General features: G+C 70.0%; 22 protein-coding genes and 2 tRNA genes. 16 read left to right on the plus strand and 8 right to left on the minus strand.

Annotation, left to right across the window (positions count from 1 at the left end):
* Nucleotides 1–183: 183 nt before the first annotated feature.
* The 3 genes from OG966_RS26965 to OG966_RS26975 all read left to right on the plus strand — a co-directional run bounded on the left by OG966_RS26965 (nucleotide 184) and on the right by OG966_RS26975 (nucleotide 3,364).
* Nucleotides 184–1,311, plus strand: coding sequence for an SDR family oxidoreductase (locus OG966_RS26965; RefSeq protein WP_326652459.1), 1,128 nt, complete (start codon nucleotides 184–186; stop codon nucleotides 1,309–1,311).
* Between the two features lie 108 nt (nucleotides 1,312–1,419).
* Nucleotides 1,420–1,881, plus strand: coding sequence for a molybdenum cofactor biosynthesis protein MoaE (locus OG966_RS26970; protein WP_326652460.1), 462 nt, complete (start codon nucleotides 1,420–1,422; stop codon nucleotides 1,879–1,881).
* A gap of 394 nt (nucleotides 1,882–2,275) precedes the next feature.
* Nucleotides 2,276–3,364, plus strand: coding sequence for a YlbL family protein (locus OG966_RS26975; RefSeq protein WP_326652461.1), 1,089 nt, complete (start codon nucleotides 2,276–2,278; stop codon nucleotides 3,362–3,364).
* Nucleotides 3,365–3,543: 179 nt separating this feature from the next.
* Here the strand turns inward: OG966_RS26975 and OG966_RS26980 are convergent, their stop codons facing one another.
* Nucleotides 3,544–4,101, minus strand: a complete 558-nt coding sequence (locus OG966_RS26980) for a PPA1309 family protein (protein ID WP_326652462.1) — start codon at nucleotides 4,099–4,101, stop codon at nucleotides 3,544–3,546.
* Nucleotides 4,102–4,238: 137 nt separating this feature from the next.
* Here OG966_RS26980 and OG966_RS26985 point away from each other — a divergent pair, with 137 nt between their 5' ends.
* From OG966_RS26985 to OG966_RS27000, 4 genes are all read left to right on the plus strand, one after another.
* Nucleotides 4,239–7,145 (plus strand): UPF0182 family membrane protein, encoded by a 2,907-nt coding sequence (locus tag OG966_RS26985; RefSeq protein WP_326655390.1) that lies wholly within the window; start codon nucleotides 4,239–4,241, stop codon nucleotides 7,143–7,145.
* A 42-nt stretch (nucleotides 7,146–7,187) separates the two neighbouring features.
* A tRNA-Met gene (locus OG966_RS26990) sits at nucleotides 7,188–7,261 on the plus strand.
* A gap of 202 nt (nucleotides 7,262–7,463) precedes the next feature.
* On the plus strand, nucleotides 7,464–9,551 hold the full coding sequence (locus OG966_RS26995; RefSeq protein WP_326652463.1) for a tetratricopeptide repeat protein: 2,088 nt from the start codon (nucleotides 7,464–7,466) through the stop codon (nucleotides 9,549–9,551).
* A gap of 77 nt (nucleotides 9,552–9,628) precedes the next feature.
* Nucleotides 9,629–9,702, plus strand: a tRNA-Met gene (locus OG966_RS27000).
* 211 nt (nucleotides 9,703–9,913) lie between these two features.
* Here OG966_RS27000 and OG966_RS27005 read toward each other — a convergent pair.
* Entirely contained in the window at nucleotides 9,914–10,330 is a 417-nt protein-coding gene (locus tag OG966_RS27005; RefSeq protein WP_326652464.1) for a Fur family transcriptional regulator, read from the minus strand.
* Nucleotides 10,331–10,456: 126 nt separating this feature from the next.
* On the opposite strand from OG966_RS27005, the gene OG966_RS27010 reads away from it, so the two are divergent.
* A complete protein-coding gene (locus OG966_RS27010; protein ID WP_326652465.1) occupies nucleotides 10,457–11,929 on the plus strand; it encodes a catalase in 1,473 nt (490 codons plus the stop codon).
* A gap of 63 nt (nucleotides 11,930–11,992) precedes the next feature.
* Here OG966_RS27010 and OG966_RS27015 read toward each other — a convergent pair whose 3' ends face one another.
* Nucleotides 11,993–12,394: a CBS domain-containing protein gene (locus tag OG966_RS27015; RefSeq protein WP_326652466.1), complete on the minus strand. Its 402-nt coding sequence runs from the start codon at nucleotides 12,392–12,394 to the stop codon at nucleotides 11,993–11,995.
* Nucleotides 12,395–12,575: 181 nt separating this feature from the next.
* The gene (gene hisN, locus OG966_RS27020; RefSeq protein ID WP_326652467.1) at nucleotides 12,576–13,376 is read right to left on the minus strand and encodes a histidinol-phosphatase; all 801 of its coding nucleotides are present in this window, start codon (nucleotides 13,374–13,376) and stop codon (nucleotides 12,576–12,578) included.
* 119 nt (nucleotides 13,377–13,495) lie between these two features.
* Here hisN and OG966_RS27025 point away from each other — a divergent pair, with 119 nt between their 5' ends.
* Nucleotides 13,496–14,137 (plus strand): TetR/AcrR family transcriptional regulator, encoded by a 642-nt coding sequence (locus OG966_RS27025; RefSeq protein ID WP_326652468.1) that lies wholly within the window; start codon nucleotides 13,496–13,498, stop codon nucleotides 14,135–14,137.
* Here the strand turns inward: OG966_RS27025 and OG966_RS27030 are convergent.
* The 4 genes from OG966_RS27030 to OG966_RS27045 form a co-directional block, all read right to left on the minus strand.
* Nucleotides 14,103–14,426, minus strand: a complete 324-nt coding sequence (locus OG966_RS27030; protein WP_326652469.1) for a DMT family transporter — start codon at nucleotides 14,424–14,426, stop codon at nucleotides 14,103–14,105. The two genes, OG966_RS27025 and OG966_RS27030, sit on opposite strands and share 35 nt — an antisense overlap.
* Before the next feature lie 92 nt (nucleotides 14,427–14,518).
* Nucleotides 14,519–15,532 carry a ribosome small subunit-dependent GTPase A gene (rsgA, locus tag OG966_RS27035; RefSeq protein WP_326652470.1) on the minus strand — a complete coding sequence of 338 codons (1,014 nt, stop codon included), beginning with the start codon at nucleotides 15,530–15,532 and terminating at the stop codon, nucleotides 14,519–14,521.
* A gap of 4 nt (nucleotides 15,533–15,536) precedes the next feature.
* The gene (gene aroA, locus OG966_RS27040; protein ID WP_326652471.1) at nucleotides 15,537–16,853 is read right to left on the minus strand and encodes a 3-phosphoshikimate 1-carboxyvinyltransferase; all 1,317 of its coding nucleotides are present in this window, start codon (nucleotides 16,851–16,853) and stop codon (nucleotides 15,537–15,539) included.
* A 107-nt stretch (nucleotides 16,854–16,960) separates the two neighbouring features.
* Complete coding sequence (locus OG966_RS27045) at nucleotides 16,961–17,701, minus strand: M50 family metallopeptidase (RefSeq protein ID WP_326652472.1); 741 nt, start codon at nucleotides 17,699–17,701, stop codon at nucleotides 16,961–16,963.
* A gap of 49 nt (nucleotides 17,702–17,750) precedes the next feature.
* On the opposite strand from OG966_RS27045, the gene OG966_RS27050 reads away from it, so the two are divergent.
* The 7 genes from OG966_RS27050 (at nucleotide 17,751) to OG966_RS27080 (ending at nucleotide 24,845) form a co-directional block, all read left to right on the plus strand.
* Complete coding sequence (locus tag OG966_RS27050; RefSeq protein ID WP_326652473.1) at nucleotides 17,751–18,566, plus strand: SOS response-associated peptidase; 816 nt, start codon at nucleotides 17,751–17,753, stop codon at nucleotides 18,564–18,566.
* 477 nt (nucleotides 18,567–19,043) lie between these two features.
* Entirely contained in the window at nucleotides 19,044–19,682 is a 639-nt protein-coding gene (locus OG966_RS27055; RefSeq protein WP_406731061.1) for an alpha/beta hydrolase family protein, read from the plus strand.
* 233 nt (nucleotides 19,683–19,915) lie between these two features.
* Nucleotides 19,916–20,581, plus strand: coding sequence for a sigma-70 family RNA polymerase sigma factor (locus tag OG966_RS27060; RefSeq protein ID WP_326652475.1), 666 nt, complete (start codon nucleotides 19,916–19,918; stop codon nucleotides 20,579–20,581).
* A complete protein-coding gene (gene rsrA, locus OG966_RS27065) occupies nucleotides 20,578–20,898 on the plus strand; it encodes a mycothiol system anti-sigma-R factor (RefSeq protein ID WP_326652476.1) in 321 nt (106 codons plus the stop codon). The genes OG966_RS27060 and rsrA overlap by 4 nt, the downstream gene beginning before the upstream one ends.
* Nucleotides 20,899–21,049: 151 nt before the next feature.
* A complete protein-coding gene (locus tag OG966_RS27070) occupies nucleotides 21,050–22,462 on the plus strand; it encodes an HD-GYP domain-containing protein (RefSeq protein ID WP_326652477.1) in 1,413 nt (470 codons plus the stop codon).
* Nucleotides 22,449–23,768: an HD-GYP domain-containing protein gene (locus OG966_RS27075; protein WP_406731060.1), complete on the plus strand. Its 1,320-nt coding sequence runs from the start codon at nucleotides 22,449–22,451 to the stop codon at nucleotides 23,766–23,768. The genes OG966_RS27070 and OG966_RS27075 overlap by 14 nt, the downstream gene beginning before the upstream one ends.
* 96 nt (nucleotides 23,769–23,864) lie before the next feature.
* Nucleotides 23,865–24,845: a tetratricopeptide repeat protein gene (locus tag OG966_RS27080; RefSeq protein WP_326652479.1), complete on the plus strand. Its 981-nt coding sequence runs from the start codon at nucleotides 23,865–23,867 to the stop codon at nucleotides 24,843–24,845.
* Nucleotides 24,846–24,884 lie beyond the last annotated feature (39 nt).

Genomic DNA, 24,884 nt, shown 5'->3' on the forward strand with positions numbered 1-24,884 from the left:
TCGGCTCGTAGGGCCGCCGGCTTCCTGCCGACGGCGACTGCCCGACAACACCACCCAGCGTAGACATCCGGGCCGCATATGGGCTCGGTGCTCCGCCGACTCTTGGCCTGCGGCAGGATGGACGCCACCTGGTGCGGACGCGTCGTTCGCGTACGTACTGAAGACAACCGCTGGAGACGCCTGGTGAGTTCCCCAGATCCGCAGGTTCGCGCAGCGCGAAACCAATCAACCCCGGCCTCAGGCCGCGGGTCCCACGGCCGTGGTCCCGTCGTCGCGGTCACCGGCGCCGCCTCCGGCGTCGGTGACCTGCTTGTCCGGCGCCTGGCCGCTTCCGAGGAGATCAAGCAGGTCGTCGCCATCGACGAGCGCCGGGGCGAGGTCTCCGAGGCGCACTGGCACATCCTCGACGTACGTGACCCGGCCATCGCGGAGAAGCTGCGCGGTGCGGACGTGGTGGTGCACCTGGCCCTCGATCTCGACCTGGAGACCGACTCCGCCGCCCGTACGGCGTACAACGTGCGCGGTACCCAGACCGTCCTGACCGCCGCCGCGGCGGCCGGTGTCCACCGGGTCGTCCTGTGCACCTCGGCGATGGTGTACGGGGCGCTGCCCGACAACGACATCCCGCTCTCCGAGGACGCGGAGCTGCGCGCCACCGCAGAGGCCACGGGCGTCGGTGACCTGCTGGAGATCGAGCGCCTGGGCCGCCGGGCACCCCGCGCCCACCCCGGGCTCAACGTCACGGTGGTAAGACCCGCGGTCCTGGTGGGCGGCACTGACACGGCGCTCACCCGCTACTTCGAGTCGCCGCGTCTGCTCGTGGTCGCCGGATCGCGTCCCACCTGGCAGTTCTGCCATGTCGAGGACCTGGTGAGCGCGCTCGAGTACGCCGCTCTGGAGAAGGTCGACGGGGAACTCGCGGTCGGTTGCGACGGCTGGCTGGAGCAGGAGGAGGTCGAGGAGCTCAGCGGCATCCGCCGGATGGAGCTGCCCTCGGCGGTCGCCCTGGGGGCCGCGGCCAGGCTCCACCGGATCGGCCTGACCCCGTCCCCGGCCGGTGACCTGGCGTACACCATGCACCCCTGGGTGGTCAGTGTGAGCCGGCTGCATGACGCGGGCTGGCGGCCCCAGTGGACCAATGAGGAGGTCCTCGCCGCGCTGCTGGAGGAGGTGGAGGGCCGCCACACCGTCGCGGGCCGCCGCCTGGGCCGCAAGGACGCCACGGCTGCGGGTGCGGCGGGTGCGACGGTCGCGCTGCTCGGCACGGCGGCCCTGGTGCGCCGTGCCCGCAAGGCGCGGCGCCGTATCTAGCGCCCGCGGGCGCTGTGGGCGGTCTGTAGGAGGCTCCAGGACGGTGTGTCACCGACCGGTCGAAAGAGCTATTCCGAGTTGTCAGTGCGGTACGGCACGATGGAAGGCATGGCAAGCAGGTACGACCACCCCGGCGAGCAAGCGGCGGACGACCCCATCCGTCTGCTCGCGATCCGCGACACCCCGCTCTCTCTCGACGAGGTCTTCGCGGCCGTCGGCGACGACGCGGCGGGCGGCACCGCGCTGTTCGTCGGCACCGTGCGCAACCACGACGGCGGCGCCGATGTCGACACTCTCGGGTACTCGTGCCACCCCACGGCCGAGGCCGAGATGCGCCGCATCGCGGAGAAGGTCACCGTGGACTTCCCCGTTCGGGCGCTGGCCGCCGTCCACCGTGTGGGTGACTTGGAGGTCGGAGATCTGGCGGTCGTGGTCGCCGTGTCCTGCCCGCACCGTGGGGAGGCCTTCGAGGCCTGCCGGAAGCTGATCGACGACCTCAAACACGAGGTGCCGATCTGGAAGCACCAGAAGTTCTCCGACGGCACGGAGGAGTGGGTCGGAGCCTGCTGAAACCCTCACAGAGCTCAAGCACCCCGATTTGCGTAACCGCCCCCCTGCCATGAGCGTTGGACTGGCAGATGGCTAATCTGCTGATCACTCAGTTGGGTTTGCTCATGGGGTAGGGAGGTCGTGATGGCAGCGCTCGCTTGGTTGCTGATTCCGCTTTTCGCTGCCGTCGGTGCGGCGATATGGGGAAGCTGGGCTTCACGGAACCGGACGACCGGGGATGTGGCCGAGCTTGCCGGATATGCGCGGTTCCGCGACGCGATGGAGAAGACGGACTCCGGTACTGATACCGCGTAACCGGGTACGACCCGGCCGCCGACCGTACGCAGTTGCCACCCCGCCACGTACGGACCGGCCCCGAAGGTGGTCTGACAAACCCGTCCCGTACTGTCGTTCCATGCCACGCCGCACCGCGACGATGCTCGCTTCCACCCTCGTTTTCATTGCGCTGCTCTGCGCAGGGGTGTTCATCCCAGTGCCGTACTCGGAGATGTCGCCCGGGCCGACGGTGAACACCCTGGGCGCGGCCGGTGGAGAGCCGGTGCTTCAGATCTCCGGCCGCAAGACCTACCCGACGACCGGTCACCTCAACATGACCACGGTCAGGGTCACCGGTGCGGACTACAAGATGAACATCGTCGAGGCGGTCTACGGCTGGCTGGCCCATGACAACGTGGTGGTGCCGCACGACACGCTCTACCCGGACGGGAAGACGGAAGAGCAGTCCACGCAGGAGAACGCCGAGGAATTCACCCAGTCGCAGGAGAGCGCGAAGGTTGCCGCGCTGGAGCAGCTGAGGATCCCGGTGAAGTCGCGTGTCGTGGTGTCCACGGTTCTCAAGGACACGCCGTCGGAGAACCGGCTGCACGCCGGTGACGTCATCCGGGCCGTGGACGGCACACCCGTCAAGGAGCCGGCCGACGTCGCCAAGCTGGTCGTGAAGCACAAGCCCGGCCAGGACGTCGCCTTCACGATCGTGCCGGCGAAGGACGCGGCTGCGGCGGAGAAGGCCGGGAAGGAACCCCGGACCACCGAGAAGGTCACGATCACCACGGTGAAGTCGGGCAAGGGCGACCGGGCGATCGTCGGCATCCAGGCCGGGACCGACCACACGTTCCCGTTCGGTATCGACATCAACCTGGCAGATGTGGGCGGGCCGAGTGCGGGTCTGATGTTCGCCCTCGGCATCGTCGACAAGCTCACGCCGCAGGATCTGACGGGCGGGAAGTTCGTCGCGGGCACGGGGACGATCGACGACAAGGGCAAGGTCGGGCCGATCGGCGGCATCGAGATGAAACTGGTCGGCGCGCGGAACGCGGGGGCGCAGTACTTCTTGACGCCCGTGGACAACTGCGCGGCGGCCGCGTCGGACATCCCGGACGGGCTGACGCTGGTGAAGGTGAACACGATCGCCGATGCGGCGACGTCGCTGCAGAAGATCAAGTCGGGGGACACGGCGGCGCTGCCGGCCTGCGCGCCGAGCTGATGCCGGGGGCGCTGCCCCCGACCAGCCCCTTCCCGGAACCGGGGGCTCCCTGCCCCGGGAGCGCGTGGTGCCGCACCCCGGATGCCGCCCGCCCCGTTGCCCGGCCGGCCGCGGGCTCACACAGCAAACCGCCGCACCCGATCCCTCACGATCCGGTACGGCGGTGCCCTCACCCGCCGCTAGGCCTCGAACGTCGCCGCAAGCGCCTCCGCCAAGCCCGGGACCAGGTCCGAACCCGTCAGGACTTCCGTCGGAGAGTCCTTTTCGCGCAGGCGTACCGCCGATTCGCGGGCGCCGTCGCGCAGGACCGCCACGGTCATGCGGACCTCCTGGCGCTTCGGGTGGCCGGCGACCCACTTGGTGAGCGCCGCTTCGTCGAGGCCGTCCGGGACTGAGGACTCCGCGGACGGTGGGAGCATCAGGCGCTCCACTGTCAGTGCGCAGCCTGCCACCGCCTCCGGCCAGGCGATCGTGGCGAGGAACTCGTCCAGCGCCTTGCCGGCGGGGATTTCGTCCTGCTCGATCGGGGTGAGCGGCGCGGCCGCCTCGTCACTGTCGAGGCCGAGCTGGGCCGCGAGGCCCGGCTCCTGGGAGCGCAGGTGGGCGGTGTCGACGAGCGCGAAGAGCCTGGCCGGCTGGTCCCAGCCGAGCCCTGATGCGTACTCGTCGATTTCGAGCACGGCTCGGGTGAGCGGGCTCGCGGCCGTCGGGGGGCCGGAAGAGGAATCGTTGGACATGGGCAATATCCTGCCTCCTTCCGGGCCCGGGACGGGAACTAGGTAAAGCCTCAGTAAGTTGCATCAGTGGGCTCTACGATCGCGGGGCCCGATTTCCCACGACCGCGAACTTAGAGGTGCGCACGTTGGCTTTCCAGATGCCGGACCGCGGCGGAGGCCCGACCGGGCCACGGATCAGAGTGGGCCGGCCGTCCCGGCGTGTCCGCACCCTGCTCATGACACTGGGCGTGCTGGCCGTGCTGGCCATGGCTTTCGTCATGTTCGCCGGGTTCTGGACCGACTGGCTCTGGTACCGCTCGGTCAAGTACTCCTCCGTCTTCACCACCACCCTGTGGACCAAGATCGGGCTGTTCGCTGTCTTCGGGCTGCTGATGGCCACAGCCGTCGGTGTGAACATCTGGCTCGCGCACCGGCTGCGGCCACCGCTGAGCGCCATGTCGCTGGAGCAGCAGAGTCTTGACCGCTACCGGATGAGCATCGCCCCGTACAAGAAGTGGGTGCTCCTCGCGATCACCGCTCTCGTCGGGCTGATCGCCGGAGCCTCCGCCACCGGACAGTGGCGCACTTGGCTGATGTGGGTCAACGGCGTCTCCTTCGGCCAGAAGGACCCGCAGTTCCACATGGACGTGTCGTTCTACGCGTTCGATCTTCCCTGGTACCGGTTCTTGCTCGGCTTCGGCTTCGCGGCCGCCGTGCTCTCGCTGATCGCCGCCGCGCTGACCCACTATCTGTACGGCGGGCTGCGCATCACCAGCCCCGGCGCCCGGGCGACGGGCGCGGCCACCGGTCATCTCTCCGTGCTGCTCGGTGTCTTCGTCTCGCTCAAGGCCGTCGCGTACTGGCTCGACCGGTACGGCCTCGCGGTGAAGTCCAGTGACTTCAAGGCCACCGGCAACTGGACGGGTCTGCGCTTCGTCGACGCCAACGCCTACCTCCCGGCCAAGACGATCCTCTTCTGCATCGCGGTCATCTGCGCCCTGCTCTTCTTCGCGACGCTCTGGCGCCGCACTTGGCAGCTGCCGGTGATCGGCTTCGGGCTGATGGTCCTGTCGGCGATCCTCATCGGCGGCCTCTACCCGGCGATCGTGCAGAAGTTCCAGGTCCAGCCGAACGAGCAGGCCAAGGAAAGCCCCTACATCAAGAAGAACATCGAGGCCACGCGGCACGCGTACGGAATCGACAACGCCAACCCGGAGGACTACTCGGGCAAGGGCGACCCCAAGCGGAAGGCCCAGCAGCGCGCCGATGCCCCCACGGCGGCAAGCTACCGCCTGGTCGACTCGAACGTGGTCTCACCCGCTTTCCAGCAGCTCCAGCAGGAGCGTAAGTACTACCAGTTCCCCGCGACCCTCGACGTCGACCGGTACCCCGGAACCGACGGCAAGCCGCAGGACACGGTCATCGGTCTGCGCGAGCTCAACATCAAGGGCATCCAGAAGCGCAACTGGATCAACGACCACTTCACGTACACCCACGGCTACGGCGCGATCGCGGCCAAGGGCACGAACACCATCACGGACCCGGACAAGGGCACCGTCGGCTCCCCCGACTTCACCGAGTCCGGGCTGCCGACCAGCGGCCAGCTCGGCAAGTACGAGCAGCGGATCTACTACGGCGAGAAGACCGAGCAGTACTCCATCGTCGGTGGCCCGCAGAAGGAACTCGACTACGAGAAGAACGGTGAGGAGACCACCAGCTACAAGGGCAAGAGCGGGGTCAACCTCTCCAGCCCGCTGAACCGCGCAGCGTACGCCGTCGCCTTCAGCGAGCCGCAGATCCTCTATTCGGGAGCAGTCGGCGAGGGCTCGCGGATTCTCTACAACCGCACGCCCAAGGAGCGCGTCGAGGCGGTCGCCCCCTGGCTGACCATTGACGGCGACGCCTACCCGGCGGTCGTCGACGGCCGCATCCAGTGGATCGTCGACGCGTACACCACGACCAACGGCTATCCCTACGCCTCCCGTACGACGCTGGGGGACACCACTGCCGACTCGCTGACCACCAACCAGCGTGCGGTCGTCGCGCAGCAGAACCAGGTCAACTACATCCGCAACTCGGTGAAGGCCACCGTCGACGCGTACGACGGCACGGTCAACCTGTACCAGTGGGACACCAAGGACCCGGTGCTGAAGACCTGGATGAAGGCGTTCCCGGGCACGGTGAAGGCGAAGGACAAGATCTCGCCGGACCTCAAGGCCCATCTGCGGTACCCGCAGGACATGTTCAAGGTGCAGCGCGAGCTGCTCACCCGGTACCACGTCACCCAGCCCGAGCAGTTCTACAGCGGCAGTGACGCCTGGCAGGTGCCGGACGACCCGACGAACAAGGACACCAGCGCCGTTCCGCCGTACTACCTGAGCCTCAAGATGCCCGGGGACAAGGCGCAGAAGTTCTCTCTGACGACGACGTTCACGCCGGCCGGACGCCCCAACCTGGGTGCGTTCATGGCGGTCGACGCCGATGCCAACAGCGAAAAGTACGGCACGATGAGGCTGTTGAGAGTCACCGAGACGGTGCAGGGGCCACAGCAGGTGCAGAGTGAGCTCAACGGTGTGCCGGAGGTCGCGACCTTCGTCAGGGACCTCAGAGGCACCGACTCCGACATCGAGTACGGCAACCTGCTGACGGTGCCGCTGGACGGCGGGTTCCTCTACATCGAGCCGGTGTACGCGCGAGGCGGCAGTGCGAACTATCCGCTGCTGAAGAAGGTCGCCGTCGCCTACGGCGGAGGCAAACCGGTCTTCAAGGACAGTCTCACGGAGGCACTCAACGCGGTCTTCGAGGAGGGCGGCGCCGAGCCACCGACGACGACACCGCCACCGGGCGACACCACCAAGCCGCCGCCGGCGACCGGTGACGCAGCGTTGAAGGCCGCCATCGCGGACGCCCAGAAGGCGTACGACGATGCCCAGGCGGCGCTCGACAAGAAGCCGACGGACTGGGAGGCGTACGGCAAGGCGCAGGCTGCCCTGCAGGACGCGCTGGAGCGGGCGGCAGGCGCTCAGAGCAAGCCCGGTCCGACGACTACCCCCAAGGGCGGCTGAGCAGGGACCATCCCGCGTCGTGGTACGGTTGCAACACAACGACGCGGGGTGGAGCAGCTCGGTAGCTCGCTGGGCTCATAACCCAGAGGTCGCAGGTTCAAATCCTGTCCCCGCTACTGAAAAAGAACAGGGCCCGAATCCTTTGAGGATTCGGGCCCTGTTCGTGCGTATGTGCTGCGGTGAGAACTGTGTGCCGCGCGGGGCGAGTTGGGTCCGGTCGTGTTTGACTTGTCCATCTGTGGGCATGTCGACAAAACGCTGAAGTGACCTCACTGGCTGCGGTATACCAGGTGTACGCGGGTTGCGGGTGGTGCGACGATGGAATTTATGGGGGACAGGGCAACACTGTTGAAGACAGGGCGGTTTGTGCGGCGGCATGCCGGAAGCGTGGCGGACGCGAGCAGCGGGGGCGACGCTGTTGACAACGTTGACAACGCCGGCGGTGGTGAAGGCGTCGACTCGGTTTCCGTGGAGACCGCGGGGAGTGAGGCGGGTCACCGGCGTGCCGCCGACGGCGGCGACACCGCGTCCATGAGCGTGCTCGGCGCGCTGCTGCTGCGCCGCGGAGACCTCGACGGCGCCGAGCCCTACCTGCGTGGTGCGACCGCCGACGGCGACCGCGCCGCCGCCAACAATCTCGGTGTCCTCCTCCATCAGCGTGGGTACGCCGACGAGGCGGCGGGGTGGTGGCGTATCGCGGCCGTCGCCGGCTCCGCGGCGGCGGCGCACGCCCTGGGGCGTCACTTCCGTGAGCGTGGCGACGAGCCCGCCGCGGAGTACTGGCTGCGCCAGTCCGCCGAACAGGGCCACGCGCTGGGCGCGTACGCCCTCGCCGATCTTCTGGAGCACCGCAGCGACGCGGGCGCGGAGCGCTGGCTGCGCGCGGCGGCCGAGCAGGGCCACCGCGAAGCGGCGTACCGGCTGGCCCGCACGCTGGAGCGGCTGGCGGCGGAGGAGGCTCGCCCGGGCGAGGACGTGGGCCTGCGGATGGGGCGCGAGGGACGTGCGGGACGGGCCAGCGAGGTCGGCCAGGACGGCGTGAAGCCCGACGGCGTGAAGTCCGACGGCGCGGGCGCGGGTCGTGCCGGGCGTGCTGGAGGGGTCCCGGTCGGTCGGGACGACGTGAAGCCCGACGGCGCGGGAACGGGAACGGGCACAGGCGCGGGCACGGACGGTGAGCACGACGTCGAGCTGTCCGCGCTCGACGAAGCCGTGCAGTGGTACCGGCAGGCCGCGGCCCGCGGGCACCGGCGGGCCGCGCTGCACCTCGGCGCGATCCTCGAGGAGCGTGGTGAGTTCAAGGAGGCCGGTCGCTGGTACCTCACCGCAGCCAAGGACGGAGAGGCCCGCGCAGCCTGCGCGCTCGGGTTCCTGCTCCGGGACGCGGGCGACGAGGAGAGCGCCGCCGTCTGGTGGCTGCGTGCCGCGCAGGAGGGTGACGGCAACGCCGCCAACGCCCTCGGCGCGCTGCACGCCGCGCGTGGGGAGCAGCAGACCGCCGAGCGCTGGTATCGCGCCGCCATGGACGCGGGTGACATAAACGGCGCATACAACCTCGGGCTGCTCTGCGCCGCCCAGGACCGTACGCCGCAGGCCGAGCAGTGGTACCGCCGTGCCGCCTACGCCGGCCACCGCGAGGCCGCCAACGCGCTCGCCGTACTGCTTCTGCAGGCAGGCGACGCGACCGGTGCCGAGCCCTGGTTCTCCAAGGCCGCCGAGGCCGGCAGCGTCGACGCGGCGTTCAACCTGGGCATCCTCTACGTCGGCCGTGACGACGACCGTACGGCTCTGACCTGGTACGAGAGGGCAGCTGCCGCCGGTCACACCGAGGCCGCACTGCAGGTCGGCATCGCGCTGCTCAGAGACGGTCACGAGCAGGCGGCCGAGCGCCATCTGCGCTGCGCGGCGGGCGGCGGCAGCGCCGAGGCCGCCTTCCGTCTCGCCACGGTGCTCGACTCCCGCCAGTCGCTGCCCGGGCCGCCCGCCCTCGGCGAGGCGACGGCGGAGAAGAGCGAGTGCGAGGAGTGGTACGAGCGGGCCGCCGAGCAGGGGCACCGTCGTGCCCAGGTGCGGGTCGGCATGCTCGCAGCCGCCCGTGGCGACATGGTGGATGCCGCCCGCTGGTACCGCGAGGCGGCCGAGGCAGGCAGCCGTAACGGTGCCTTCAACCTCGGACTGCTCCTCGCCCGCGAGGGCAATGAGCGGGAGGCGGCCCTGTGGTGGTGCCGCGCGGCTCGTGCCGGGCACGGCAGGGCGGCACTGCGCCTGGCGCTGCTCGCCGCCCGCAGAGGGGAGCTGACCGAGGGCCAGCGGTGGTGCGCACGGGCCGTCGAGCTGGGTCCTGCCGAGGTGGCGGAGCGGGCGGCGCGGCTGCGCGAGGCGCTGCACCAGGAGCTCACGGCGTGAGCGTTGCGGGCTCACGGCGTAGCGACGAATAGGGATTTGCGCTGGTCGGCGGGGTGACGTAGTGTTGCGTTCATCGACGCGGGGTGGAGCAGCTCGGTAGCTCGCTGGGCTCATAACCCAGAGGTCGCAGGTTCAAATCCTGTCCCCGCTACTGACAGACAAAGGCCCGGATCCTGATGGATCCGGGCCTTTGTCGTACCCGCATGCCAACCGGGCGCGGTGAAAGGGCCCGGCCACGGCCTTGCGCGCGTCTGCGGAACGATTGCCCACGGACCGTGGTCGCCCGCGGCCAACGACTGCCCGCGGACCATCACGAACGGCCCGGCACCTCTCGGGTACCGGGCCGTTCGTGAAGGCGTGCGTCAGGCGGCCGCGCAGTTCGGGCACGTGCCCCGGTACGTCACCTCGACGCTCGAGATCGTGAAGCCGAAGCGCTCCGTGTCCGGGAGGTCGGCCAGCGGGCTGCCCGCCGGATGTACGTCGCGGATCGCGCCGCACTGGGCGCAGACCAGGTGCTGATGCGGCCGGTGCGCGTTCGGGTCGTACCGCTTGGCGCGGCGGTCGGTCGACACCTCGATGACTTCACCGAGGCTGACCAGCTCGCCCAGCGTGTTGTAGACGGTCGCCCGGGAGATCTCGGGCAGCTTCGTCACCGCGCGCGCGTGCACCTCGTCGGCCGTCAGGTGGACATGGTCGCCGTCGAGGACCTCAGCCACGACACGCCGCTGCGCCGTCATGCGCCAGCCGCGTCCGCGAAGTCGTTCCAACAGGTCACTCATAAGGACCAGCCTAACAGTGAAGGGAGCCAGGTCCCGAACGGGTGTGAAATTGGATGGCCACTTGACTTAGACAATGTCCATTGTAGGATCGAAACTCGGCAAACGCCAAGGACAGGACTTGCAGGGATGACGCAGCAGGAGGCGCACGTGACGCAGGGACCGCTCACCACGGAGGCCGGCGCGCCGGTAGCCGACAATCAGAACAGCGAGACCGCGGGCGTCGGCGGGCCGGTTCTGGTTCAGGACCAGGCGCTGCTCGAGAAGCTCGCGCACTTCAACCGTGAGCGCATCCCGGAGCGCATCGTGCACGCGCGCGGCGCTGGTGCGTACGGCACCTTCACGCTGACCCGAGACGTCTCGCAGTGGACGCGGGCGAAGTTCCTCTCCGAGGTCGGCAAGCAGACCGAGACGTTCCTGCGCTTCTCCACCGTCGCGGGCAACCTCGGCTCGGCGGACGCGGTGCGTGACCCCCGCGGCTTCGCCCTGAAGTTCTACACCGAAGAGGGCAACTACGACCTCGTCGGCAACAACACCCCGGTGTTCTTCATCAAGGACGCCATCAAGTTCCCGGACTTCATCCACACCCAGAAGCGCGACCCGTACACCGGCTCGCAGGAGGCGGACAACGTCTGGGACTTCTGGGGCCTCAGCCCGGAGTCGACGCACCAGGTGACCTGGCTCTTCGGTGACCGCGGCATCCCGGCCACGCTGCGCCACATGAACGGCTACGGCTCGCACACGTACCAGTGGAACAACGAGGCCGGCGAGGTCTTCTGGGTCAAATACCACTTCAAGACCGACCAGGGGATCAAGAACCTCACCACCGACGAGGCCAACCGCCTCTCCGGTGTGGACCCGGACTCCCACCAGCGCGACCTGCGTGAGTCCATCGAGCGCGGCGACTTCCCGTCCTGGACCGTGCAGGTGCAGATCATGCCGGCGGCCGAGGCGACGAACTACCGCTTCAACCCCTTCGACCTGACCAAGGTCTGGCCGCACGAGGACTATCCGCCGATCGAGATCGGCAAGCTGGAGCTCAACCGCAACCCGGAGAACATCTTCGCCGAGGTCGAGCAGTCGATCTTCAGCCCCGCGCACTTCGTGCCGGGCATCGGTCCGTCACCGGACAAGATGCTCCAGGGCCGTCTCTTCGCGTACGGCGACGCCCACCGCTATCGCGTCGGCATCAACGCCGACCACCTGCCGGTGAACCGCCCGCACGCCACCGAGGCGCGCACCAACTCCCGTGACGGCTACCTGTACGACGGTCGCCACAAGGGCACGAAGAACTATGAGCCGAACAGCTTCGGCGGCCCGTTCCAGACGGACAAGCCGCTGTGGCAGTCGGTCCCGGTCACCGGTGGCACCGGCAACCACGAGGCGCCCAGCCACGCCGAGGACAGCGACTTCGTGCAGGCGGGCAACCTCTACCGGCTGATGTCCGAGGACGAGAAGGGCCGTCTGATCGAGAACCTCGCCGGGTTCATCTCGAAGGTGTCGCGCGACGACATCGCCGAGCGCGCGGTCAACAACTTCCGCCAGGCGGATGGTGACTTCGGCAAGCGGCTCGAGGCCGCGGTCCAGGCCCTTCGCGCCTGACGGACGCTTGTCGCAGTACAGAGGGCCGGATTCCTGTCGGGGGGTCCGGCCCTCTCGTATGCCCTAACCCGCCAGAATCGCGGGGTGCCGCCTGACCGGGGCCCAGCAGCGAATGATGTCGCGTACGGAGACGATGCCGACGGGCCCGTCGTCGTCGAGCACGATCAGATGCCGGAAGCCACCGTGTGTCATGGCCTCGGCGGCCTCCTCCAGGGTCCAGGACGGCGCGGCGAAGACGACGTCGGTGGTGGTGTGGGTACCGGCGGTCTCACGATCGGGGTCCTGCCCCGCGCCCACCGAGTTCAGAATGTCGCGCTCGGTCAGAATGCCGAGGCCGCCGGCGTCGGTGTCGAGGACTACGGCGGCGCCGATACGGCGCGCGGCCATCAGGCAGGCCGCCTGTCGGAGTGTGTGTGCGGGTCCGATGGTGAGGACCACCGTGCTCATGGCGTCACGGACGAGCATGAATGGAGCCACCTCCTTGGTGATCGGTCGTTCGGGAACCGATTCACAAGTTCACAAGTGGGGGACTCTCAGAGTCGCAGCCCTGCGGTGCGGCAGCAAGGGGGCGCGCGTCGCCGGTTGGGAGGCGCGCGGAAGCCCGTGGGAAAACGCCGCGGAGCCGACGGGAAAGGTGTATATGCCGTCAGTACCGCTGGTTGAGGTAGCCCAGCAGTTCGTCGTGGAGCAGGCCGTTGGACGCGGCCGCGTTGCCGCTGTGCGGGCCCGGGCGTCCGTCGAGACCGGTGAACGATCCCCCCGCCTCCTGTACGACGATCGCGGTCGCCGCCATGTCCCACAGCGAGAGCTCCGGTTCGGCGCAGATGTCGACCGAACCCTCGGCGACCATCATGTACGGCCAGAAGTCGCCGTAACCGCGAGTGCGCCAGCAGGCCCGGGTCAGGTCCATGAACCCGTCGAGCCGGCCCTGCTCCTCCCAGCCGGTCATCGAGGAGAACGCGAACGAGGCGTCCGCGATCCGGCCGACCTTGGAGACCTGCAGACGGCTCGCGGAGGTCAGACTGCGCCCGGTGTAGGCGCCGCGGCCCTGCGCTGCCCACCACCGGCGGCCCAGCGCCGGGGCCGAGACCACGCCCACGACGGGCTGGTAGCCACCCTCGCCCTGCACCGTCAGCGAGATCAGCGTTGCCCAGACCGGCACACCGCGTACGTAGTTCTTGGTGCCGTCGATCGGGTCGATGACCCAGCGGCGCGGGCCCGTGCCCTCGATGCCGTACTCCTCGCCGAGGATCGCGTCGCGCGGCCGCGCCCGCTGGAGCTGTCCACGGATCAGCTCTTCCGCCGCCTTGTCGGCCTCGCTCACCGGTGTCATGTCCGGCTTGGTCTCCACCTTGAGGTCCAGAGCCTTGAACCGGTCCATGGTGGCGGCGTCGGCGGCGTCCGCCAGGACATGGGCGAGACGCAGATCATCGTGGTAATCGGGCATGGTCGTCACTCTATCGGGGCTTCCGGGGCCCCTCCCGGGTCGCTGTCCGACAGGACTATTGACAGTGAGGGTGCGCACGTCAACTCTGAGCCCAGACCCGCTTGGCCTGGGAGGCGACGATGCCTACAGCGCGAGAGTCCCTACTGAACGCCGCGCTCGCGGCGCTCGCAGACCTGCCCTGGTCGGCGGTGCGGATGGTGGACGTCGCATCCGCCGCAGGGCTCTCGCGGCAGACCCTCTACAACGAGTTCGGCAGCAAGGACGGCCTCGCCCGCGCACTGGTGCGGCGCGAGGCCGACCAGTACCTCCGTGGCGTGGAGCGGATGCTGGCCGAGTGGACCGGGGCCGCGGACCGGCTGGTGGCGGTCGCCGAGTGGACCGTCGGCGAGGCCCGCGCAAGGCCGCTGCTGCGGGCCCTGCTCACCGGCTGCTGGGGGGAACGGCTGCCGGCGCCGAGGCCCGCCCGAAGCGGCGCCGCGATGTCCGGAGTGCCGGCCCAGCGCCGTGCGGACGCGGGGCTGCCGGCCCCGGCCGAGCTGGTCGCGTCGGTACGGGACCGCTCGCTCGCCGCGCTGGGCCGGGGCCGTCAGGACAGCCGTACGAAGGAGGAGTGGGCCGATCTGGCGCACCGCTGCGAGCTGACCGTGCGGCTCGCGCTCTCGTACGTGATCGCGCCGGTCGGTGAGGGGGTCGGCCTGCTGGTGCGTACGGCCGTCGGCGGGGCCGTCAGTGGGCCGAGCCCGAGAGCTGCAGTCCGATGACGCCGGTGATCACCAGCGTGATGGAGATGATCTTGAGGGTGGAGACCACATCGCCGAGGAAGACCATTCCGTAGATCGCGGTGCCCGCCGCGCCGATGCCCGTCCACACCGCGTACGCGGGACCCACATCGAGCTTCTTCAGCGCGAGCGTCAGCAGGCCGAAGCTGCCGAGCGCGAAACTGGCGAAGGCGACCGTCGGCCAGAGCCTGGTGAAACCGTGCGAGAGCTTGAGGCAGACCGCGAAGCCTGTTTCCAGGATCCCGGCGACCACCACTAGCAGCCACGCCATGGCTGTGCCTCCCGCGTCGGTCGGTGACTGCTTCGTCGCACTTGGTGCGAGTATGCACTTACCAGCATCGGCGGGCCGCAAACGCGTGCCCGTCAGTCGCCTTCGCGTCGCTCCCGCGTGGAGAGCAGCCGCCGCAGTGAGTAGAGCCGCGCCGGGTCGGCGTGGCCCTCGGCCGCCCACTCGTCCAGCGCGCAATCCGGCTCGTCATGACTGCAGGCGCGCGGACAGCCCTCCGTACCCGGTACGAGATCCGGGAAGGCGAGGATCACCCGGGACGGATCGACGTGGTGCAGACCGAAGGAGCGCACACCCGGGGTGTCGATCACCCAGCCGCCGTCCGCGTCCGCGAGGGGGAGGGCGAGCGCAGAGGTGGTGGTGTGCCGGCCGCGTCCGGTGACCGCGTTGACAACACCGGTGCTCCGCCGCCGCTCCTTCGGGACGAGGGCGTTGACCAGGGTCGTCTTGCCGACGCCGGAGTGGCCGACGAACGCGGTGGTACGGCCCTTGAGGTGCTCATGGACCCGGTCGGCGGCGACGCCGTCCACGAACTCGTCGCGGGTGGTGACCACATGGGGGACGCCGAGCGCTCCGTACATCTCCAGCAGCTCGTCCGGCGAGGCCAGATCCGACTTGGTCAGTACGAGCAGCGGGGTCAGCCCGCCGTCGTACGCGGCGACGAGGCAGCGGTCGATCAGCCGGGGGCGCGGTTCGGGGTCGGCCAGCGCCGTCACGATCGCCAGCTGGTCGGCGTTGGCGACGACCACGCGCTCGTACGGATCGTCGTCGTCGGCCGTGCGGCGCAGCACGGACTTGCGCGGCTCGATACGCACGATGCGCGCGAGGGTGTCCTTCTCACCGGAGAGATCACCGACGATGCTGACGCGGTCACCGACCACCGCGGCCTTGCGGCCCAGTTCGCGGGCCTTCATCGCCATGACGACGCGGTCGTCGACGAGGCAGGTGAGCCGGCCCCGGTCGACGGTGAGGACCATGCCCTCGACCGCGTCCTCGTGCTTGGGGCGGATATTGGTCCGGGGGCGGTTGCCCTTGCGGTTGGGGCGGACGCGGATGTCGTCCTCGTCGGGGTTCTTGCCGTAGCGCCGCATGTCCTCAGGCCCCGAGCATTCCGGCCCACATCTGCGGGAAGTCGGGGAGCGTCTTGGCGGTTGTCGCCACGTTCTCGATCGAGACGCCGGCTACCGCCAGGCCGATGATCGCGCCGGCGGTGGCCATCCGGTGGTCCTCGTAGGTATGGAACACGCCGCCGTGCAGCGGGCGCGGGCGGATGTGGAGGCCGTCCTCGGTCTCGGTGACGTCGCCGCCGAGTTCGTTGATCTCCTTGGTGAGGGCCGCGAGGCGGTCCGTCTCATGGAGGCGCAGATGGGCGACGCCGCGCAGCGTGGAGGGCGAGTCGGCGAGCGCCGCGACCGCCGCGATGCCCGGAGTCAGCTCGCCGACCTCACCGAGGTCGACGTCAATGCCGTGGATACGGCCGCTGCCGGTGAACGTCAGACCGACGTCGGTCAGCACGCAGGAACCGCCCATCTCGGTGAAGATTTCGCGCAGCGCGTCACCGGGCTGGGTGGTCCGTTCGGGCCAGTCGGGGATGGTGACCCGGCCGCCGGTGACCAGCGCGGCCGCCAGGAACGGCTGGGCGTTGGAGAGATCGGGCTCGACGGTGAGATCACGGCCGAGCAGGGCGGAGGGGGAGACCCGCCAGACATCGGGCTCGCCGCCGGTCTCCGGCTCGTCGACCTGGGCGCCCACGGCGCGGAGCATGTCGACGGTCATCCGGATGTGCGGCATGGAGGGGAGCTTGCCTCCGATGTGCCGTACCTCCACGCCCTGGTTGAAGCGCGGGGCCGAGAGCAGCAGTGCGGAGACGAACTGGGAGGACGAGGAGGCGTCGATCTCCACCGGACCACCGTCCAGCGCCCCGCCGCCGTGCACGGTCATCGGGAGCGCGCCCCGGCCGTCGTCGTCGATACGGGCGCCGAGGACGCGCAGCGCGTCGATCACGCCGCCGAGCGGGCGCTCGTAGGAACGGGGGTCGCCGTCGAAGCGGACCGGGCCGTCGGCGAGCGCGGCGACGGGAGGCAGGAAACGCATCACCGTACCGGCGTTGCCGACGTCGACTGTGGCAGGGCCGTGCAGGCCGGACGGGATGACGCGCCAGGTCTCACCCCCGCCGTCGGGGCCCACGCCCTCCTCGATGCCGACGCCGAGAGCGCGCAGGGCCTCGGCCATCAGGAAGCTGTCTCGGGAGCGGAGAGGGCGACGCAGCCAGCCGGGTTCGGCGGCGAGCGCGGCAAGCACCATGGCCCGGTTGGTGACCGATTTCGATCCGGGCACGGTGACTGTCGCTTCGACGGCTCCGGTCGCGTAGGGGGCGGGCCAGAGGGCAGGGTGCACGGAGCTTTCGGTCATGGCCAACACTTTAGTGGCTCGACGGAGAGCCGGATCTTGATCAAATACGCCGAAATGGGGGCGTAACCAAGCGGTGGTAGAGGGCTCACCGGGGCTTTGGCGGGGTGTCAGAGGCCCAGCAGCCAGCGGCCGCCGCCGATCAGGGAACAGATCGACACCGAGTGGAAGAGAAACAGCCACATCGCGGCCGGCACATGGGTCAGCCGGGAGAGTTGGTCGGCGTCCGAATCCGGGGCCCCGCCGTGTCGGCGCTTGGACTGGAGCTCGAAGGCCGGCCGTACCCCACCGAACAGCAGGAACCAGACGGCGACGTAGGCGAAGACGGACTGTACGCCGGGTTCCGTCAGCCAGGAGATGAGCAGGAAGGCGGCACCCGTGATGATCACGGTCAGCGCGCCGTACGCATTGCGGATCATCACCAGCATCGCGATGAGCAGGGCGGTGGCCAGCCAGAGAAGCAGCGTGATGTGGTGCGCGGCGAGCAGGTAGGCGCCTCCGAGGCCGAGCAGCGGCGGTGCGGTGTAGCCGGCGGCGGCGGTCAGGATCATGCCGATTCCGGTCGGCTTGCCGGCGCTGACGGTGAGGCCGCTCGTGTCGGAGTGCAGCCGGATGCCGTCGAGGCGGCGGCCGGTGAGCAGGGCCACGAGGCCGTGGCCGCCTTCGTGGGCGATGGTGATCGCGTTGCGGGAGAGCCGCCAGAGGGGGTGGGGTACGACGGCGGCGAGCGCGACCAGGCCGGTGACGATGACGAGCCACTCGTCAGGGACGGGCTGGGTGCCGGAGATGCGGTCCCAGAGGTCGCCTATCGCGGCGCTGCTGAGGCTGGTGACGGGATCGGTGCTGGCCATTTCTCGGGCGGCTCCTCGGGCGGCGGGCGGGAGTGGCAGTCTGGCACTCATGTGCGGACGGTATGCAGCGAGTCGTAGACCCGAGGATCTCGCGGGACTCTTCGAGGTCGAGAAATGGGAGCCGGAGGAGACGCTGGCGCCCGATTGGAACGTGGCCCCCACGAAAGAGGTCTACGCGATTCTCGAACGCCCTGTTAAGGACGCTGAAGACCGTCGTCCGGTTCGCCAGCTGCGGGCGCTGAAGTGGGGCCTCGTGCCGTCATGGGCGAAGTCGCCGGAGGGCGGCGCGCGGATGATCAACGCGCGTGCGGAGACGGTGCACGAGAAGCCGTCGTTCCGCAAACCGTTTCTGTCACGGCGCTGCATCCTGCCGGCGGACGGCTATTACGAGTGGGTGACCGGGGCGGGGGAGCGGGAGCTGGAGGTGGAGGGGAAGAAGAAGCGGCCCCGGAAGCAGCCGTACTTCGTGACGCCGTCGGACGGGTCGGTGTTCGCGATGGCCGGCCTGTACGAGTTCTGGCGCGACCGCACGCTGCCGGACGACCATCCGCGGGCGTGGTGGGTGACGTGCTCGGTGATCACGACCGAGGCGGAGACGGGGCCGCTGGGGGTGGCCCCGGCGGAGGGCCCGCAGTCGCTGTCGGACATCCACCCGCGCATGCCGCTGATGCTGACGCCGGACCGGTGGGACGCGTGGCTGGACCCGTCCAGGACGGATGAGGGGGAGCTGCGGGGGCTGCTGGAGCCACCGCCGGGTGGGCTGATGAGGGCGTATCCGGTCACGACGGCGGTCAGCAATGTCCGGAACAACGGGCCGGAGCTGCTGGAGGAGCTGTCGGGGCCGGAGGTGGGCACGCTGTTCTGACCGGGGGCTTCTCCCCCGCCCCGCCCCTTCCCGAAACCGGGGCAACCCCCCGGACCCCCGAGGGGCCGTGGCGGGCCCGCGACCCGAGCAGCGGCAGCAGAGCGTCGCGAGGGCCGGCGGCGGGTGAGTGACGCGGGCGTGCCCCAGTGGCTGGTGGCTGAAAGCGTCAGCTGCGTCCCGCCGGCCAGGCGGCAGGTCATCGAGTCGGGCCCGGGCTCGCTCGTCGTAAATCCTCGCGGCAGCTCCGGCAGCTCCGGCAGCTCCGGCAGCTCCGGCAGCTCCGGCAGCTCCGGCAGCTCCGGCAGCGCGCCCGGGCTCGTCCTGGCGTGGGCGTCATCCGCCGGATCCCGCCTGCGGCGGTACGACACCCACTCCCGCTCCTCGCCGGAGCGGCGCTGCTGCCGCGCGAGGGGACGCACGCGCACCCGGACCCCCACGACGCGCCCCCCGTGCCCCGGCAGCGGCAGGATGGGGCTCGTGAGTCGGAGCGAGATTGTTGAGACAGCAGCCGGGGACGCCCGCATCACCTGGTACCCGGCCCGGCGGGCGCGGCTCGTGGTGGCGCTCAGCCATGGGGCCGGGGGTGGGATCGAGGCGCGCGATCTGCAGGCGATCGCCGGCGTCCTGCCCGGGGAGCGGGTCACCGTCGCGCTCGTCGAGCAGCCTTGGCGGGTGGCCGGGAAGAAGGTCGCGCCCGCACCCAGGACGCTCGACGTGGGGTGGCGCGGTGTCTGGCCCGTGCTGCGGAAGCCGGGGCTGCCCGTCGTCGCCGGTGGGCGCAGTGCCGGGGCGCGGGTCGCCTGCCGGACCGCGCAGGAGCTCGGCGCCGCCGGGGTGCTCGCGCTGAGTTTTCCGCTGCATCCGCCCGGCAGGCCCGAGAAGTCCCGCGCCGACGAGCTCCTCGGCACCGGGGTGCCGACCCTCGTCGTACAGGGCGGCAATGATCCCTTCGGCAAGCCCGGAGAGTTCCCCGAGGGGGCGTACGAGCTCGTGGAAGTCCCTTACGGGGATCACGGGTTCGGCGTACCCAAACGGGCGGGGACGACAGATGCCGAGGTGGTGAGCCTCATCACGGACGCGGCCGGCGGCTGGGTCCGCGGGCTCCGGGAATGCTGAGCGTACGAGCACTGTTGTGGCGGATGTCGGAGAACAGAGCATGGTGCATTGAGTAGGGAGTCCGTCGCATGGGTTCGACCATCTGCCCGAGTCGCTCGCACACCGCTGACCTGGAGTGGACGGTGCTTCCCGCGGCGAAGACCGCCTCTGTTGGGGCGGCGGGCGGAGCGGATCGTCGTCTATCCTCCGATTCGAGCGGGTCCGCATTCGGCCTCGCCACATCGTTGGAGGAGGTGGGTCCGGTCACTGGGACCGACGCAGGGACCGACGACGGCCGGGCGGAGCAGCCCGAGGAGACGACCGCCGAGCGCAATGCCCGCTTCGAGCGGGACGCCCTCGGGTACCTCGATCAGATGTACTCGGCCGCGCTGCGCATGACGCGCAATCCGGCCGATGCGGAGGACCTCGTGCAGGAGACGTATGCCAAGGCGTACGGATCCTTCCATCAGTTCCGTGAGGGCACGAACCTCAAGGCGTGGCTGTACCGGATTCTCACGAACACCTTCATCAACTCCTACCGCAAGAAGCAGCGCGAGCCCCAGCGCAGCGCCGCGGAGGAGATCGAGGACTGGCAGCTCGCGCGCGCCGAGTCGCATATGTCGACCGGGCTGCGTTCCGCCGAGTCGCAGGCCCTCGACCATCTGCCGGACTCGGACGTCAAGGCGGCTCTCCAGGCGATCCCCGAAGAGTTCCGCATGGCGGTCTATCTCGCCGATGTGGAGGGCTTTGCGTACAAGGAGATCGCGGACATCATGGGAACACCCATCGGTACGGTGATGTCCCGGCTGCACCGTGGCCGCCGTCAACTGCGCGGAATGCTGGAGGACTACGCCCGTGAGCGCGGGCTCGTCCCGGCCGGTGCAGGAGAGTCGAACGAAGCGAAAGGCTCGGGCTCATGAGCTGCGGAGAGCCGCATGAGACGGATTGCTCAGAGGTCCTGGACCATCTCTACGAGTTTCTCGACCATGAGATGCCCGACAGCGACTGCACCAAGTTCGAGGTGCACTTCGAGGAGTGCTCTCCCTGTCTGGAGAAGTACGGGCTCGAGCAGGCCGTGAAGAAGCTGGTCAAGCGTTGCTGCGGACATGACGACGTCCCCAGCGATCTGCGGGCCAAGGTGATGGGACGCATCGATCTGATCCGGTCCGGGCAGGCCGTGCCCGACCACGATGTGACGGTCTCCGGCGCCGAGCTGCCGAGCGTCGCGCAGGAGTAGGTCGCACATACGAACATATGAACGGGGTGTGTCGCGGTTGTCGCGACGCACCCTTTTCATATTCACCCGTAGGTGCGAATCACGGGCTTCCGGCCGCCGCGCACCCCTCAAATCGCTAGCCTGGCGCTCGGTTTGAGGAGGGGGCGGGGCGGTGAAGGCCATACCGACGGCGGCACGGGCGTACATTCTGTGCGCCGTGCTGGGCGCTGTGGCGTGTGTGCTGCCCGTACTGCCGCCCGTACTGCCTGTGTCGCGGCCCGGCGCCGAGGTCCCCTGGACCACCGTGCTGATGCTCGCCGGGCTGTACACCGTGTGCGAGCTGCCCGCCCGCTGCCGTTACCTGGGCGACTCCGTGCCGGTGGCTGCCGGATCGTTCTTTCCCGTGCTCCTCGCCGCCGCCTTTCTGCTGCCGCCGGCCGCGGCCGCGCTCGTCGCCGTGCCCGGCGCGCTGCTGGGGCGGGTAGACCGGCGCCCGGCCGGAGTCCGCCGGATCTGGCGCGCCGCGCAGCTCGCGCTCGCGACCTGGGGCGCGGCGCAGGCTTATCTGCTGCTGAACGGTCAGCGGGTACTGCGAGCGCCGGACTTTCCGTACGCGCTGCTGCCGGCCGCCGCCGGTGCGCTCGCCTTCTGCCTGGTGCTGACCACGCTCGACGTCGGCATCCTGGCCACCGCGGAACGGCTGCCCGTATGGACCGCCTGGCGCGGGCTGCTGCTGCGCTCGCCTGCGCCGCACTGTGCGCACGGGCTCGCCGGACTGATGATGGCGGTGCTGTGGCGGAGTCCGTACGGGCCGCTCTCCGCGCTCTTCGTCCTGCTGCCGATGTACATCTCCTGCTGGATCTTCGCGCAATACCACCGTGAGCACGCCGCCCATCAGGCAACCATCCGGGCCCTGGTGCAGGCCGTCGACATCAAGGACAAGTACACCCGCGGGCACAGCGAGCGGGTGGGGCGGGCGTCGGTGCTGATCGCGCGCGAACTGAGCATGGAGGAGGAGCGCCTCGAGGTACTCCGGTTCGCCGGGATCCTTCACGATGTCGGCAAGCTCGGCGTGCCGACGCGGGTGCTGCGCAAGGACGGTCCGCTGACGCCGGACGAGCGGCGGGTGATAGAGCTGCATCCCGAGTACGGGCACGAGATGGTGCGCGGCATTGGGTTCCTGGGGGAGGCGCGGGCGGCGATCCTGCACCATCACGAGCGGCTGGACGGGAGCGGCTACCCGTACGGGCTGGCCGGGGGGCAGATCCCGGAGTTCGCACGGGTGGTGGCGGTGGCGGACGCGTTCGACGCGATGACCTCCACCCGGTCGTACCGGCGGGCCCGGCCGGTGCCGGTGGCGCTGGAGGAACTGCGGCGGTGCGCGGGGACGCAGTTCGACCCGGAGATGGTGCGGGCACTGGCCAAGGCGCTGGAGCGGGACGGCTGGGAGACGGCGGTGACGTCGGACGAGCCGGCGGGGGTGGGGCGCGGGCCGGACGTGCGAGGAAACGTACCGCCTCAGCCGGAGCCGCCACGCGTGGCGGTGCCCGGGCGCGACGACGGCGCGGCGGATGGCCCGGGGTGAGAGCGGGCGAGGCGTGATACGGCGGCCGGGCGTCATCGTCGGCGCCATCTACACCGCCGCCGCCCTGCTCACCGGCGCAGGGCTGGCGTGGACCCTGTGGCAGGGAGTGGAGCAGCCGGGGAACGCCCTCGCCTTCGGCGCCCTCATCGTCGTCGGCGCGCTCGTCCGGTGGGGGGCTTCGCCCGGAGAACGGGAACCCGCGCCGCTCGCGGCCGCCGGGGCGCTCGCGTATGCGCTGCTCGGAGAGTGCGCCGGGGAGCCCACCACCCATGGTGTCCTCCAGGTCGTCGCCGTCGTGGTCGCGGCCGCGCTTGTCGGCTCCGTACCGCATGTGGCGCGCGGGAGCGGGCCCGTGCTCGATCAGGTGACGCGGCGGGTGCTGACCGTCGGGTTCGCGGCAGCATGCTTCCAACCGCTGTACAACTCGGGTGAATTGGGCAAAGTCGTCGGGCCCGGGGCGTACCACGCGGTCTTCCTTCTCGTCCTGCTCGTACTGACCGCCCTGTGCGACGCGGTCCTGGCCGCCGCGATGCTGCGCGCCCGCACCCTCCCCCATAGCGCCAAGCGCATGGGAGGTACCCCCATTCCGTACGGGCCGCTGCTGCGCGACGAGCTGAGGGCCCTCCTCGGAATCGGCTCCGCCGTCTGCGCCACCGGAGCCGTGATGGCCCTCGCCGTCGCCGTCGCCGGATTGTGGGCGCTCCCGGTGTTCTGCGTACCCCTGCTGCTCACCCAGCTGTCCTTCCGGCGCTACACCGCGGTGCGGACCACCAACCGGCAGACCATCGCCTCCCTCGCCAGGTCCACCGAGATCGCCGGCTACACACAGCCGGGCCACGCCCGCAGAGTCGCCGCGCTCAGTACCGCCGTCGGGCGCGAGCTGGGGCTCTCCGGGCCCGATCTGACCGTTCTGGAGTACGCGGCGCTGATGCACGACATCGGCCAGCTCTCGCTGGTGGACCCCGTTTCGGAGGGCGCCACCGCCCTGCTGCCCGCCGCCGAGCAGCGCCGCATAGCACTCCTCGGCGGAGCGGTCGTCCGGCAGACCGGCGTCCCCGTGGCCGTCGCCGTCGTAGTGGAGCGTCAGGCAGATCCGTACCGGGAGCAGCCGCTGCCCGCCAGAATCGTCCGGACCGTCAACGCATACGACGATCTCACCGGGGGAAGCGGAGGAACGGCGGGCGGCGTGCTCACGGCACTCGAACGGCTGCGTCTCGGGACCGGCCACGACTACCAGCCGGAGGTGGTGGAATCGCTTGCCAGAGTCCTCGCACGAGGCGGTCTGGCCCCGGTCCCACCTGGGTAACCCATGGGTAATGAGCGAGCCTGTGACCGGGCATGGTTGGATGCGAAGAAGAGGGTGTCCGGGGGCACTGACCCGAGCGACCGGCAGGCGGGAATCGTGAGGATCTTCGGGAAGGTACGGCATCGGCCCTCCGCTTCTTGGCGGCAGGCCACCGACCGCGCGTTCACGCTGATCGGCGACGGCCGGTACGAGGACGCCGGTGCACTGCTGACGCGGGCGGCGGATCTTGAGCCCTGGCTCTCCGAGTCCTGGTTCAATCTGGCGCTGCTGCACAAATTCCGGCACGACTGGGAGCAGGCGCGCGCCGCGGGACTGCGTGCCGTCGCACTGCTCGACAAGGAGAGCGGTGCCCCCGACTGGTGGAACGTCGGGATCGCCGCAACCGCCCTGCAGGACTGGCCACTGGCCCGTCGCGCCTGGCAGGCCTATGGACTCAAGGTGCCGGGCGCGGCCGCTGCCAACGGCGAGCCGGTCGGCATGGAGCTGGGAAGTGCTGCCGTCCGGCTCTCGCCCGAGGGCGAGGCCGAAGTGGTGTGGGGCCGCAGGCTCGACCCGGCACGGATAGAAGTGCTCTCCATCCCGCTGCCGTCCTCAGGGCGACGCTGGGGCGAGGTCGTCCTGCACGACGGAGTGCCCCACGGCGAGCGGACCACCACCGCGGGACCGTCCTACCCCGTTTTCGACGAGATCGAGCTCTGGGCCCCCTCGCCCGTACCCACCTGGGTGGTCCTGCTCGAGGCCGCGACCGAGGCCGACCGGGACGCCCTGGAGCGGCTCGCCGCCGACGCCGGATTCGCGGCCGAGGACTGGTCCTCGTCGGTGCGACTGCTGTGCCGGGCCTGTTCCGAGGGCCGGATGCCCAGTGCCGAGGGCGAGGGCGAGCACCTCGATCCGCACGACCACAGCGAGCCGGGACACCCGGGGCCGCTGGGCCACCGCACGGCCGGCGATCTGTGGTCCCCGGAGCGTGAGTGCGGCATCGCGGCGCCCGTCGGGCTCGTACGCGGGCTGCTCGACAGCTGGGTCGCGGACAGCCCGGACTCCCGTGAGTGGCGGGATCTCGAGGAAGTCTGCTGACCTCTGGCCGTAGGCTGTACGGGCACAGAGTGACCAAGC

Origin of the sequence: Streptomyces sp. NBC_01750, assembly GCF_035918095.1 — a bacterium.
GTDB lineage: Bacteria > Actinomycetota > Actinomycetes > Streptomycetales > Streptomycetaceae > Streptomyces.